This window comes from Paraburkholderia sp. DHOC27, assembly GCF_003429005.1.
In the GTDB taxonomy this organism is placed as follows: domain Bacteria; phylum Pseudomonadota; class Gammaproteobacteria; order Burkholderiales; family Burkholderiaceae; genus Paraburkholderia.
Genome location: NZ_QVQV01000008.1, coordinates 128,046 through 142,532, shown reverse-complemented (window position 1 = coordinate 142,532; position 14,487 = coordinate 128,046). Strand labels below are relative to the sequence as shown.

Genomic DNA, 14,487 nt, shown 5'->3' with positions numbered 1-14,487 from the left:
GCTACGTTCCTTTGTGATGACGGCTTGCTATTACGTTATGTTCTAGCGGCTTTTCGAATGGCTATTGGCGCTGGCATCCGCGCTTTCGGAAGCACCGTCCGCGCGGGTATCTGTCTGGGTGTCCTTCGGCACCGGCTTGAACAGGGGGCCGGGCGAGAAAGCGGCAAGCCGCGCCACCGCAGCGGCCGTTTGATCGTAGTCGCCGGTTTCCGCGGTCATCGCTTTCGGTAAGGAAAAATATACCGTTGCGCCTTTATCCAGTTCACCCACCGCCCATGTTTTACCGCCATGCCGCTCGACAATGCGCTTGACGCTGGCCAGACCAATGCCTGTGCCTTCGAAATCTTCAAAGCGATGCAGCCGCTGAAATACGCCGAACAGCTTGTCGACATAGCGCATGTCGAAGCCCACGCCATTGTCCCGCACGAAGATCACGTAGTGATCGGCCAGTTCGTCGACGCCCGGCTCGCAACCGATTTCGATGACGGGATGTTCGTCCGGCGGACGCCGATGTGAGCTGAATTTTACCGCGTTCTCGATGAGGTTTCGCAGTACGGCATGAATCAGCACGGTATCCGCAGTGACGCGGCACAGTTCGCCGACGCGCCATTCGATGTGCCGTTCATTGGACTGCTTCTGCTCGTCGGCGATCAGGCCATCGACGAGTGCGCGCAGATCGACGCTTTGCGGCCGCAGCGCGGCGCGTCCCATCTGCGAGAAGGCTAGCAGGTCATCCACCAGTTCGCCGCCAAAGCGGGCGGACGTGATGATGCGTTCGACGAAATGTTTGCCACGCTCGGACAGGCGTGTGTTTTCCATTTCACGCAACAGGTCCGCGAAACCCACGATGTGCCGCAACGGCGCGCGCAGATCGTGCGAGACGGTGTACGAGAAGCCTTCCAGTTCCTTGTTGGCGCGGCCCACTTCGAGCGCAAGCTGGGCGAGTTCCTCGACCCGGCGCAGCACGATGCCGAGCAGCGCAGTGCGAAACTCAACGGCAATTTCGAGTTCCGCCGGCCGCCACGGCAACGAGCGGCCGTTGACGGTTTCGGTCCACACTTCGAAGCTCTCGCGCGGCGAGAGCGACGCGGACAGCGAGGCCAGTTTCGCCCGTGGATCACCGGCCCATTCAACGGTGCGGACCACTTCCGGGCGGAACCAGATCACGTAGTTGCGAAACAGCTTGGAGATCGAGACCGAAAGAATGCCCGCGCAATCCGGCACGATGGCCTCATTGCGCGCCGCCGCGAGATGGTCGGTGGCGTAGATGTCGTCCGGTTGGGTGTCGAGCCAGGCCACCAGCCGCTCGACCTCGGCGGTGGTGGGGGCAGCGCCGATCAGCACCACGCGTCCCTCGAAGACGATCGCCGCGCCTGTTGCATCAGTCAGGCCGAGCAGTTCGCGCGGGTCGTTGGCGAGCGCGTCGATGAAGTGATCGGTGTTGGCCATTTCCGCCAGCAGGCGCGACTGGCGCCGCCGCAACTCGATACGGTATTCGGCTTCCGCGTGTTCTTCCTTCGCTTCCACCTGGAGCGACAGTACGGAGGCGATGTGTTCGCAGGCCGTGCGCACCTCGAAAGGCGGCACGCGCGCACTCGCGTGATGGCATGAGATCAAGCCCCACAGCTTGCCGCGCACGACGATCGACATGGACATGGAGGACCACGTCTGCATGTTTTTCATGTACTGCACGTGTACCGGCGAAATGCTGCGCAGCGACGCGTACGTGAGATCGGTCGGGCGCCCCGTGCTGGGATGCAGCGCGGGCACGAGCGGCGCGGGCGTGTAGTCGGCATCGGCAATCAGACGGATGCGATTGCGCACGTAGAGCGCCCGGGCCTGGGCGGGGATGTCGGAGGCCGGAAAGTGCTGGTTCAGATACGACGGATAGCCGGGTTCGAGCGCTTCCGCGAGCACATGCCCGTGACCGTCTTCATCGAAGCGGTACACCATCGTGCGGCCAAAGCCGGCAATCCGGTGCACTTCGTGAGCGGCGAGCGCGGCAAGGCCCTCGACGGTATCCACGCCTTGCAGGCTGGCGATGAACGTGCGCACCAGCGGATAGATGGAGGCAAACACATCCGCGGTGCCGCGTGCGGGTTCGAGTTCGATCACCGCGACGCCGTCGAGCCGGTGCACGATCACGGCGAGCGGCGACGCTGCTGCAGCGTTGGCGGTGTCGACCGCGCGCGGATCGGCGATGGAACCGACATAGAGGGGGACGCCTTCGGCATCCAGTGAACGCAGCGCGTCGAGCGCGAGGGACGCCGAGTTGCCGAGAATGCGTTCGAGCGGCTGGCCGAGCAACTGTTGGGCCTGAACGCCCGTCAGGTCGACAATGTTTTCGCTGACCTGCAGCACGTCTCCGTTGCCGTCGACGCTAATCAGAAAGCCATGCGGCTGGATGCCGCCAGGAATATGAATGGGTTCACTGGCACAGTCGGATGTCGCGACCCGGCTGGTGGTCATGTCTGTCATGCTCGCTCCGTGCGGACTGCGGTTATTTTCGCATAGACGCAGGCGGCAGCGAGCGAGGTCCGGACGTGGCCGGGACGGAGCATCGCGTTTCGCTTGCAAAAAACGCTGCGGGCATGCCGATTGCGCGACTACGACGGCCATGCCAATGCGATGAAAGGATTCAGGGTACCGTGAAACGCCGTGCCTCGCAGTAAAGTCGCATTCTTCGTGCAACCGTGGCTGGATCGCAATGCGCGATCCACGCGCGCCATTCCCTTTGGAGTGCTTGATGATTCCAGAATGCGTCCGTCACGCGAGCTGACCGCGCGCATGACGCTTTCGATCGCGCGATTGACGTTTTAAACGCGCTTCATGTCATACATCGTAATGTGGAAGAGTGCTCGAATGGGTAGAAACCCGATGCGCCTTTGCGCAGAAAAACGCTATCCTGACGCCGCCTTTTTTTGGCCATTCTGTAAGTGGATAGCGGGCTGAACCCCGCGCCAGCATTGCGTTTGCGCGCATTCAGGCTTACATTTGGCTTCCTGACAGTTTTGCCATCTTGGCGTCATATAGCCGTTGGTGACTACGATCTAGCATAGGCGCAGATTCAACGTGGGACGTGTTTCGCTTTCGTAAGCCAATGCGTTCGCACAACCGCTGGTTTTGGCACTGCGTCCGCCAGCGTTGCAAAGCGCAACGCTGATGTTCAGCCAAGGCGACTTCCTTCACTCCTGCATTCTTTCGGGCGCGTTTCAATGTGGATTGTCAACGTTGCGCTAAAACGGCCATACACGTTCATCGTGATGGCCATCCTGATCCTGCTGGCGACGCCATTTGTTCTGCTCACCACGCCAGTGGACGTGCTGCCGGAAATCAACATTCCGGTGGTGAGCATCATCTGGAGTTACACGGGTCTCTCGGCCGAAGATATGGCCAACCGGATCACCTCGGTCAATGAGCGCAGCCTGACCACGACCGTCAACGACATCGAGCACATCGAGTCGCAATCGCTCGCCGGCATCACGGTCATCAAGCTGTTTCTTCAGCCTACCGCGAACATCCAGACGGCGATTGCGCAGACCGTTGCCGTGGAGCAGGCGCAGTTGAAGCAGATGCCGCCCGGCGCAACACCGCCGCTCGTGATCAGCTATTCCGCTTCCAGTATTCCGGTGATTCAGCTGGGTATGTCGAGCGCGAGCGAATCCGAGGCACAACTGAACGACACGGCGCTGAACTTCCTGCGGCCACAACTGGTGACGATACCTGGCGCCGCCGTGCCATACCCCTATGGCGGCAAGACGCGGCTGATTTCCGTCGACCTCGATACGCGCGCCATGCTCGCGAAGGGGCTCACGCCTAACGATGTCATCAGCGCGTTCAACGCGCAGAACCTGATCTTGCCAACCGGCACCGCCAAGATCGGCGCGAAGGAATTCACCGTCGCCATGAACGGGTCGCCCGCAACGGTAGCGGGCCTGAACGACATGCCGGTGCGCACGCTCGATGGGGCGACCACGTATCTGCGGGAAGTGGCACACGTGCGTGACGGCTATTCGCCGCAAACCAACGTGGTGCGCGAAAACGGCCACCGTGGCGTGCTGATTTCGGTGCTGAAAACCGGCACGTCTTCCACGCTGGCAATTGTCAACGCGCTATACGCGTTGCTGCCCGACGCGCGTGCCGCGTTGCCGCGAGACGTCACCATTACCCCGCTGTTCGACCAGTCCATCTTCGTGAAGGCGGCGGTGCAGGGCGTGATCCGCGAAGCGCTGATCGCTGCCGCGCTGACCGCCGCGATGATTTTGCTGTTCCTCGGCAACTGGCGCAGCACCTGCATCATTGCGGTGTCGATTCCGCTGTCCATTCTGACTTCGCTGATCTGCCTGCATGCGCTAGGACAGACCATCAACATCATGACGCTGGGGGGGCTGGCGCTCGCGGTGGGGATTCTGGTGGACGATGCCACGGTGACGATCGAGAACATCGAACGGCACCTGCACATGGGCACTGATTTACACGAGGCAATTCTGGAAGGGGCGGGCGAAATCGCGGTGCCGGCGCTGGTTTCCACGCTGTGTATCTGTATCGTGTTCGTGCCGATGTTCTTCCTCACGGGTGTTGCGAAGTTCCTGTTCGTGCCGCTCGCTGAAGCCGTGGTGTTCGCGATGATGGCGTCCTACGTGCTCTCGCGTACGCTGGTGCCGACCCTCGCCATGCTGCTGATGGGTCACGCGCACAAGCCGAAAGAGGGCAGCAAGCCGAATCTGTTCATGCGGCTCTATCACCGTTTCGATGCCGGCTTCGAACGCATGCGCGCGGCGTACATCGTGATTTTGAGCAGCGTGCTGGTGCGTCGCGGCATGTTCGGCGGCATCTTCCTCGGCTTCTGCGTCGTTTCGATGGGCCTCGTGTTCGTGCTCGGCGAAGACTTCTTCCCCACCGTCGACGCCGGCGACATCCGTTTGCACATGCGCGCGCCGACCGGTACGCGGATCGAAGAAACCGCGCGCCTTGCCGATGAAGTGGAAAAGGTGATCCGCCAGGTGGTGCCGCAAAAGGAACTCGAGACGATTCTCGACAACCTGGGCCTGCCGTATAGCGGTATCAATCTCTCGTACAGCAACGCGGGCACGATCGGCACACTGGACGGCGAAATACAGGTGGCGCTTAACGAGGACCACAAGCCGACCCAGAACTACATCGACAAGCTGCGTTCTATCCTGCCGCAACGTTTCCCCGGCACGGAATTTTTCTTCCAGCCGGCTGACATCGTCACGCAGATTCTGAACTTCGGCTTGCCCGCGGCCATCGACATCCAGATTGTCGGCGCCAACCAGCAGGGCAATTTCGACATCATGCGCAAGCTGTACAAGCAGGTGCGCATGATCCCCGGCACGGTGGATACCCATATCCAGCAGAAGCTCGACGAGCCGGTGATCAATCTTCAGATGGATCGTACCCGCCTGCAGCAGTTGAACCTCACGGCGAATAACGTGGCGCAAAACGTGCTCATTTCGCTGTCGGGCAGCACGCAGACCTCGCCGGGCTTCTGGTTCAATCCGAAAAACGGTGTGGAGTACAGCGTCGCGGTGCAAACTCCGCAGTATCAGGTGGCGTCGATGGACCAGCTGCTGCGCACGCCGGTGTCGGCCGCTGTCAACGGACCGACGCAATTGCTGGGCAATCTGGTGCAGGTGTCGCCGGCCAGCCAGTTCGCCATCGTCACGCACTACAACATCCGGCCGGTGATCGACCTGTATGTGAGCGTGGAAGGCAGCGATCTCGGCAGCGTGGCGCGTCAGGTGAACAAGCTGGTGGACCAGACCCGCAAGACGCTGCCGCGCGGCAGTCAGATCGTCGTGCGCGGCCAGGTGCAGACCATGGCCAGTTCGTACTTCGGTCTGGGTGTGGGTGTCGCGATGGCCATCGTGCTGGTGTATCTGCTGATCGTGGTGAACTTCCAGTCGTGGGTCGATCCGCTCATCATCATTAGCGCGCTGCCGGCCGCGCTCGCGGGCATCGTGTGGATGCTGTTCATCACGCGCACGCACCTGAGCGTGCCGGCACTCACGGGCGCCATCATGACAATGGGCGTGGCAACCGCGAACAGTATTCTGATGGTGGCCTTCGCGCGCCAGCGGCTCTCCGCAGGCATGCCGCCGTTGACGGCCGCGCTCGAAGCAGGCGCCAGCCGGATTCGTCCGGTGCTGATGACGGCGCTGGCGATGATTATCGGCATGGTGCCGATGGCGCTAGGTCTCGGCGAAGGCGCCGAGCAAAACGCGCCACTGGGCCGCGCCGTGATCGGCGGTCTGCTGTTTGCGACCGTTTCAACGCTCTTTTTCGTGCCGCTGGTTTTTGCGGCGATCCATACGCGCCTCGCTCGACGCAGCGGCGGCTCGCATGGTGACCAGGGTCCGGACCACGGCGGTAGCGCCGGCGATGGCAAGCACGCGTAAAGTTAAATGATGGCTGACTGAGATGACAGAAAAAACTCATGCTTCGCTGGCGATTCCCGCTCGGGACACCGAGGATGGACACGCCCTGCCGCCGCGCAACAAGGAGTGGAAGCGCGCCAAGTTCGCCATCTGGATCGTGTTGATCCTGCTTGCGCTCGGTGCCTTGCGCACCGTGGTGGCGAACATCATGCAAAACCGCTCCGTCGAACAATCCACCCAGGCGAATTCGCAGGAATACGTCAACGTGGTGACGCCGAAACAGAGCGACGGTGGTGGCCATACGCTTTTGCCGGGCACGCTGCGCGGCTACGTCGAATCGCCCATCTATGCGCGCGCAACGGGTTATCTGCTGCACTGGTACGTGGATATTGGCGCGAAAGTGAAGCAGGGCCAGTTGCTGGCGGATCTCGACACGCCGGAAATCGATCAGGAACTGAACCAGGCCATCGCGCAGCGTCAGCAGACTGCGTCGAGCCTCGTGCTGGCGAAAAGCTCGTATGAACGTTGGCAACAATTGCGTCAGCGTGATGCCGTATCGCAGCAGGAACTCGACGAACGGCAAAGCACCTACGATCAGGACGTGGCGAATCTCGCAGCGGCCAACGCCAACGTGCAGCGCCTGCAACAGCTCGAGGGCTTCAAGCGCATCGTGGCGCCGTTTGCCGGTGTGATCACGCAGCGTAACGTCGACGTGGGCGACCTGATCGATGCGGGCAGCGGCACGAGCCGCGCGCTGTTTGCGCTCGCGCAGTCCGATCCGTTGCGCGTGTATGTGCAACTGCCGCAGGCGTATGCGGAGAACGTCTCGGTGGGCAAGGACGTCATCGTGACCCAGGCCGAACTGCCGGGCAAACAGTTCCACGGCACCATCACGCATATTGCCGGCGCCATCGACGTGCCGACCCGTTCGTTGCAGATCGAAGTGCGGCTCTCGAATCCGGATGGCGTGCTGCGCCCAGGCGCTTATGTGCAGGTGGCCGTGCCGGCCGTCGCCCATGCGGACATCATGGTGCCGGGCAACGCGTTGCTGTTCCGCGCCGAAGGGCCGAGCATGGCCGTGGTCGATGCGAATGGCGAAGTGCATCTGCATAAGGTCGTGATTGCGCAGGACCTCGGCGAGACGCTCGAGATCGAAAGCGGCATCGGGCCGAACGACAAGGTCATCATCAACCCGAGCGATTCCATCGCGGATGGCGATCACGTCAAGATCCAGCAGCCGTCGAAGAACACCAAGGAGCGGTCGTGAAGCGCCTGGCTCCTCTCGCTGCGACGCCGCGCTACCTGGCGGTGGCTGTCGGCGCTGCCTTGCTCGCGGCCTGCACGGTGGGCCCCGATTATCACCAGCCGCATGCCGACGCACCGCCCGAGTGGCGCACCGATTCGTACTGGCATGTGGCCGAGCCGTCGCATGCACCGATGGCGCTCGACTGGTGGTCGAGCTTCAGCGACGCGCAGCTCAACACGCTTGAAACACAGGCGCTCGGTCAGAACCAGACGCTGGCGGCAGCGGTCGCCCACTACGAGCAGGCAAGAGCTACGCTCGCCAATACCTCGGCGCAGGAACTGCCTGAACTGGATGTGAATGGCCAGGCCGAACGGCTGAAGATATCGAAGAACCGGCCGGTCACGGCGTATGGCACGCCGAACCAGTCCACTGTGCAGAACGGCATCGTGGTCGCGCCGACAATTACCTGGGATACCGATCTGTTCGGCCGGATTCGCCGTGAAGTGGAAGGGGCGACAGCATCGGCGGAACAGTCGCGCGACGATCTGGCCAATGCGCGCCTCGTGCTCACCACGGATCTCGCTACGGACTACTTCTCATTGCGCGAACTGGATGCGGAAATCGACGTGCTGAACCGCTCCGTGATCCTGCAACAGAAGGCGCTCGATTACGTCAATTCGGAGCACGAACTGGGCTCGGTTTCCGGGCTCGACGTGCTGCAGCAGCAATCGGAACTCGATACGACCAAGGTACAGGCGCAACTGCTGCTGGTGCAGCGCGCCAACGAGGAGCACGCGATTGCCGCGCTGATCGGCGTGCCGGCACCGCAGTTCTCGATCGAACCGAAGGTCATCAATACGAGTGTGCCGGGCATACCGTTAGGCGTGCCGAGCGATGTCTTGCAGCGGCGTCCTGACGTGGCCTCTGCCGAGCGTGCCATGGCTGCCGCGAATGCACAGATCGGCGTGGCGAAGGCAGCGTTCTTCCCGAGCCTCACGTTGACCCCGACGGTTGGCTGGCAAAGCACCAACTTCGCTGATCTGCTGAGCGCGCCGAGTCTGATGTGGACGCTCGGTGCGGCCGTGAGCCAGGTGGTGTTCGACGGCGGCCGCCGCTCGGCGAACCTGAAGTACGCGAGCGAAGGCTACCAGGCGGCCGAGGCGAACTATCGCCAGACCGTGCTCAACGCATTCCAGCAGGTGCAGGACGGTGTGACCGGATTGTCGGTGCTGGATGGCGCCTCGAAGCAGTCGCATAACGCCGTGGTCGATTCGCAGCGTTTGCTCTCGCTCGCCAACGACCGTTATTCCGGCGGCCTCGTCGCTTACCTCGACGTCATCACGGCGCAGCAGACGCTGCTGAACAGCGAGCGCCAGGACGTGCAGATTCATGGCCAGCAGATGACCTTGTCGGTGTCGCTCGTCAAGGCGCTGGGTGGCGGCTGGGATGTCGCTACGCCCGCGGGCCAGGCGGTCGGCGCGAATGGAGCGAGCGGTGTACCTGCTATGCCTGGCGGGGCGGGCACCGGCAGCGGCGCGAGCGGAGCCAATGCCGTGATCGGGCAAGAGGCAATGAATCACCCCAACTGATTTCAACCTGAGGAGCGATGGGGTGTTGCGTGTCGATACCACAGCGGCCACTGCCGCAGCCACCGTCGCGGCTGAAAAACGGGGCGTTTCGTATAATGTAAGGAATGAGGGGGCGTGAATGAAACTGCTCATCGTCGAAGATGAACACAAGGTCGTAGACTATCTACGTTCGGGGCTGACTGAGCAGGGCTGGGTGGTCGACATTGCACTCGACGGCGAGGAGGGCATGCATCTGGCCACCGAGTTCGATTACGACGTGATCGTGCTCGACGTCATGCTCCCCAAGCGCGATGGCTTCAGCGTGCTGAAGGCGCTGCGCATGCGCAAGTCGACGCCGGTCATCATGCTGACCGCGCGTGACCATGTGAACGACCGCGTGCGCGGTCTGCGCGAAGGTGCGGACGATTATCTGACCAAGCCGTTTTCATTTCTCGAACTGGTTGAACGTTTGCATGCGCTGGCGCGGCGCACGCGTTCGCAGGAATCGACCTTGATCTCGGTGGGCGATCTGTTCGTCGATCTGATCGGCCGGCGTGCCACGCGCGACGGCGTGCGTCTCGATCTGACCGCCAAGGAATTCCAGTTGTTGAGCGTGCTGGCGCGTCGTCAGGGCGATATTCTGTCGAAGACGGCCATTACCGAACTCGTGTGGGACGTCAATTTCGACAGTCACACCAACGTGGTGGAAACCGCCATCAAGCGGCTGCGCGCCAAACTGGACGGGCCGTTTCGCACCAAGCTGTTGCATACGGTGCGCGGCATGGGCTATGTGCTCGAAGTACGGGAGGAGGCGGAACTGTCATGAACCGCTCAATTGCGCGACGCCTCGCGATGATGTTTGCGCTCGTCGCGTTGTCGGTCTTTACGCTGGTCGGCTCGGGGCTGTTTTTCGTGCTGCGTACGCAGCTCGATCATCACCTGCGTGAGTCGCTCGATGACCGCATGGAGATCGCGAAGATCATCGTGTATCACTCGGTCACGCCGGAAAAGTGGCGCATGGCGCGCGAGAAGCTCACGGATATGACGCCGCGCGACGGCACCACGAGCTATTCGGTGTGGAGCGACGACCCGTCCTTCCATTACGGTCAGGCGGTGCAGGGTTCGGTGAAGGACAACTGGCCGGGCGGCTATACGCGCGTGCAGCCCGTTGGCGGCGGCCCCGACATGCTGACCGGCACCGTGGCCATTCCTGCCAGCGGCACGCGTCCGCCGGTGCAACTCCAGGTGGCGGCAAGTTATCAACCTAACGTACGTACCATGCGCGCCTTTGGCGCGGCACTTGCCGCGCTGTGCGCGCTGGGCAGCCTCGCGGTGCTGCTGCTGAGCTATTCGGTCACGCGTATCGGACTCGCGCCGCTGCGGCGTCTGACCAAAGACGCCTCCGAGGTCAGTCCGAACAACCGCTCGCAGCGTTTGAACACGGCCTCATTGCCGCTCGAACTGAACGATCTGGCGAACTCGTTCAACGGCGCGCTGGAGCGGCTCGACGGCGCGTATGGCCGGCTCGAATCGTTCAACGCCGACGTGGCGCACGAACTGCGCACACCGGTCACGATCCTGATTGGACAGACGGAAGTGGCGCTGACGCGCAACCGTTCGGTCGACGATCTGCGCCAGACGCTGCAATCGAATCTGGAAGAATTCGAGCGCATGCGCGGCATCATCAACGACATGCTGTTCCTCGCACGTGCCGACCAGGGCGAACGCGCGACGGGCCGGGTGGAGGTGTCGCTCGCGGCGGAAGTGGCCCGTACGCTGGAGTTTCTCGAGATTCCGTTCGAAGAGGCGCGGGTCCGCGCAGTTTCACGCGGCGATGCCACGGCACTCGTGAATCGTTCGCTGTTTGGCCGGGCCTGTACCAATCTGCTGATGAACGCCATTCAGCATTGCGCGCATGGCGACACGGTGACGGTGACGATTTCGCGCGAGGACGATCAGATTCGCATCGCTGTGGCCAACCCCGGTGAGGCAATCAATCCGCTCACGCTCGATCATCTGTTCGACCGTTTCTATCGCGCCGAGGTGTCACGCACCAATAGCCGGGAGAATCACGGGCTGGGTCTCGCCATCGTCAAGGCGATTGCGGAAATGCACCGCGGCAAGGTGTCCGTGGAAAGCGCGAGTGGGGTGAACACCTTCGCGTTCTCGGTGGATGCGGCACGCGAGGAAGTGCAGGAACTGCGCGAAGTGTCGCCGGCCGGCGAGCGCGCCGAAGCGGCCGCCGGACGTTCACAGGCGAGGCAGGTGGCGACTTAAGTTTACAAGCAGGGCGGCAAACAAGGTGGCAACGTGGGAGACGCCACCTTGCAGCGCGTTCACTTCGCCGCTGCCATCACCGCACGCCGCTCACGCGCGGCCTGCGCCAGCGTCACCAGCACCGGCTCCGTCTGCGCCCAGCTCAGACACGCATCCGTAATCGACACGCCGCGGCGCAGCGGCACATCAGGTTTCAGATCCTGGCGGCCTTCTTCCAGGTGGCTCTCGATCATCACGCCAATGATGCGACGCTCGCCTTGCGACAACTGCTGGGCGAGGTCCTGCGCCACGTCGATCTGCCGCAGATGCGACTTGTTCGAATTGGCGTGCGAGCAGTCCACCATTACCTGTTCGCGCAGACCGGCGGCGCGCAGCACGCCGCAGCTTTCTTCGACGGCCGCGGCATCGTAGTTCGGCCCCTTCTTGCCACCGCGCAGAATCACGTGTGCATCGTCGTTGCCGCGCGTCTCGAAGATCGCCGCCATGCCCATCTTGGTCATGCCCATGAACGCGTGGCTCGCTGCCGCTGCGATGATGGCGTCCGAGGCGATCTGCACGCCGCCGTCGGTGCCGTTCTTGAAGCCGATCGGGCAACTCAGGCCGGAGGCCAGTTGACGGTGACTCTGGCTTTCGGTGGTGCGCGCGCCGATAGCACCCCACGCCACCAGATCCGCGATGTATTGCGGGCTCAGCAGATCGAGAAACTCCGTGGCGGTCGGCAGACCCAGTTCGCTGATTTCGAGCAGCAATTGTCGTGCGCGACGCAGACCTTCGTTGATGCGGAAGCTGCCGTCGAGGCGCGGGTCGTTGATATAACCCTTCCAGCCGACCGTAGTGCGCGGCTTTTCGAAGTACACGCGCATGACGATCAGCAGGTCTTCGCGCAGCTCATCTGCCGCGCGTTTCAGATGACGCGCGTACTCCAGCGCCTGGTCGTGATCGTGAATCGAGCAGGGGCCGACCACGATCACGAGGCGATCGTCGCGGCCATGCAGGATGTCGGCGACAGCCGCGCGGCTCTGTTCGACCAGGGTCTGCACGTTGGGCGGCACCGGCAATTCGTCCTGCAGCAAGGCGGGCGAAATGAGGGGCCGCACCGCGCCGATCCGGACGTCGTCGATGCGCGTGGTGTCCTGGGTGGCGTCGGCGACGCCGACTTCCTGGTCATGTAATGGATTGTCAAGGCCGCTCAAAATGCTCTCCAAGTAATGCGGTTGCAACCCAGATTATGGCACTCGCGCGACCGGCGAGCGTTACTTGGTGCGCGAGCGGGCTTCCGTCAGGGTGCAGGCGCACGCCGACGGCAGCGCGCAAGGGCATAAGGGCGCAAGGGCCAAGATGATGACCCGCAACCGGCGCCATGCCCCGGCCGCCGCTGCATCACTGCGCGCCGTGCCCCGAAAACTCCCCTTGATCGATGGTCGCGATGCAATTGCGGCCGCTTTGTTTCGCGCGGTAGAGCGCCTGGTCCGCGCGTTCGACGAGTTGCGCCGCGCCGGTCTGCGCGATATCCGCGAGCATTGCGCTCGCCGCGGCGGCATCGAACGCCGCAATGCCGATGCTGACCGTCACGCAATCGCCGGTCGCGGTCTCGTTGCAGATCGCCAGTGCGGCGACCGCCTGTTGCATGGTCAGGGCGACCTGGCGTGCCCCGGCTTCGTCCGTGGCGGGCAGAATGGCCGCGAATTCCTCGCCGCCGTAGCGGGCCAGCAGATCGCCGCTGCGCGGTAACGCCGATTGCAGCGCGAGCGCCACCGAAACGAGGCAGCGATCACCGGCCGGATGACCGTAGCGGTCGTTCAACATCTTGAAGAAATCGATATCCACCAGCAGCAACGCGAGCGGATGCCGGTGACGTGCCGCACGGTTGCATTCGAGCACCAGCGCCTGATCGAAGCGGCGGCGGTTGGCGGTATCCGTCAGCGCGTCGGTCAGCGCCATCTGTTCGAGGCGGTCGCGCGCTTCGTGCAGTTCGTTCTGTACCCGGATATAGCGGCCCTGCAGCGTGGTCGAGCGTGCCGCGTAGACCGCCAGCGCCGTGAAAATTCCCAGCGTGCCGACCTGAAAATGCTCTCGCATGAGCGAGATGCTCAGCAACAGCAGCGCCACGGTGTAGAAAATCGGACTGACGTTCTCGATGATCATGGCGAGCGTCTGCTCGCGCTGCACGGGTGCCGTTTCGACGCACTGCGGCCACGGCGCGAGCGTCGCGACGGTGAGCGCAAGAAACGGAATGTCGACGAGGACGTCGTAGGGCGCGTGACCGTCTGCCGTTGCGGCCCACGCGTTGTAAATGTAGGCCGCCACCGCATAAATCCACAGAAAGCCGGCGAGGATGGCGTAGAAGCGCCGTTCGTTGCCGCGTGGCTGGACGATCATCCGCAGCGTCGCGGCCACGGCGAGAATGAGGTTTTCCGCGTTGTAGACCAGCACCAGCGTGGTTACGGAAACGGGCGCGAGAGGCGCGCCCGCGAACGGCACCACGGAAAAGATGCTGATGTACGCGAGATAGCCCGTGATCAACGCCTGGGCGGCATCCATCCAGATGAAGAGGCGGATGCGCTGCCGGCTCGAAATGGAAGAAATGGCCAGCAGGACCGGCACGGCATACAGGAAGAAGGCCAGGTCCGAGAACCACGCGACGCTTTGCGGCAGGTGTTGCAGCAGATCTTCCCAGGCACTCAGAAACATGCCGATGGTCCACAGCAGCAGGCCCACCGCAAGCAGCCCCCACGCGGACCGCAGCGGTCCACTGAAGGGTTCGACCCGTGCCGTGCCTGTCGCGCCGTCGCGACCAGCGCCGCGCAAGGCACGCCAGCCGCACGCCACGACCGCCAGGGTCGGCGCGAGCAGCAGAAACGGGTAGGTGAGGAGCGAGGCCGCCGACCTGAACGCCAGCAGACACGCCGCGTGCACGAACGCGAACGCGGCGGCGATCAGCACGAAATAGAACAGCTTGGGCGGGCGGCGCACGGTTTGACCCCGGAGTAAGCAAGAC

The 14,487-nt window shown here is 62.9% G+C and carries 8 protein-coding genes; 5 read left to right on the top strand and 3 right to left on the bottom strand.

Annotated features, from left to right (window positions below; genetic code table 11):
- Positions 1 to 42: 42 nt before the first annotated feature.
- Positions 43 to 2,478 carry an ATP-binding protein gene (locus D0B32_RS24665; RefSeq protein WP_117336922.1) on the bottom strand — a complete coding sequence of 812 codons (2,436 nt, stop codon included), beginning with the start codon at positions 2,476 to 2,478 and terminating at the stop codon, positions 43 to 45.
- Between the two features lie 737 nt (positions 2,479 to 3,215).
- Between D0B32_RS24665 and D0B32_RS24660 the strand changes: the two genes are divergently transcribed.
- The 5 genes from D0B32_RS24660 (at position 3,216) to D0B32_RS24640 (ending at position 11,489) form a co-directional block, all read left to right on the top strand.
- Positions 3,216 to 6,419, top strand: a complete 3,204-nt coding sequence (locus D0B32_RS24660) for an efflux RND transporter permease subunit (RefSeq protein ID WP_117336921.1) — start codon at positions 3,216 to 3,218, stop codon at positions 6,417 to 6,419.
- 22 nt (positions 6,420 to 6,441) lie between these two features.
- Positions 6,442 to 7,665, top strand: a complete 1,224-nt coding sequence (locus D0B32_RS24655) for an efflux RND transporter periplasmic adaptor subunit (RefSeq protein ID WP_117336920.1) — start codon at positions 6,442 to 6,444, stop codon at positions 7,663 to 7,665.
- Positions 7,662 to 9,233: an efflux transporter outer membrane subunit gene (locus tag D0B32_RS24650; RefSeq protein ID WP_117336919.1), complete on the top strand. Its 1,572-nt coding sequence runs from the start codon at positions 7,662 to 7,664 to the stop codon at positions 9,231 to 9,233. The genes D0B32_RS24655 and D0B32_RS24650 overlap by 4 nt, the downstream gene beginning before the upstream one ends.
- Before the next feature lie 118 nt (positions 9,234 to 9,351).
- Positions 9,352 to 10,038, top strand: coding sequence for a heavy metal response regulator transcription factor (locus D0B32_RS24645; RefSeq protein ID WP_117336918.1), 687 nt, complete (start codon positions 9,352 to 9,354; stop codon positions 10,036 to 10,038).
- Positions 10,035 to 11,489 carry a heavy metal sensor histidine kinase gene (locus tag D0B32_RS24640; RefSeq protein WP_117336917.1) on the top strand — a complete coding sequence of 485 codons (1,455 nt, stop codon included), beginning with the start codon at positions 10,035 to 10,037 and terminating at the stop codon, positions 11,487 to 11,489. The genes D0B32_RS24645 and D0B32_RS24640 overlap by 4 nt, the downstream gene beginning before the upstream one ends.
- A 59-nt stretch (positions 11,490 to 11,548) precedes the next feature.
- Here D0B32_RS24640 and D0B32_RS24635 read toward each other — a convergent pair whose 3' ends face one another.
- Positions 11,549 to 12,682, bottom strand: a complete 1,134-nt coding sequence (locus D0B32_RS24635) for a 3-deoxy-7-phosphoheptulonate synthase (RefSeq protein WP_117336916.1) — start codon at positions 12,680 to 12,682, stop codon at positions 11,549 to 11,551.
- Between the two features lie 187 nt (positions 12,683 to 12,869).
- Positions 12,870 to 14,462, bottom strand: a complete 1,593-nt coding sequence (locus D0B32_RS24630; protein WP_181969900.1) for a diguanylate cyclase — start codon at positions 14,460 to 14,462, stop codon at positions 12,870 to 12,872.
- Positions 14,463 to 14,487 lie beyond the last annotated feature (25 nt).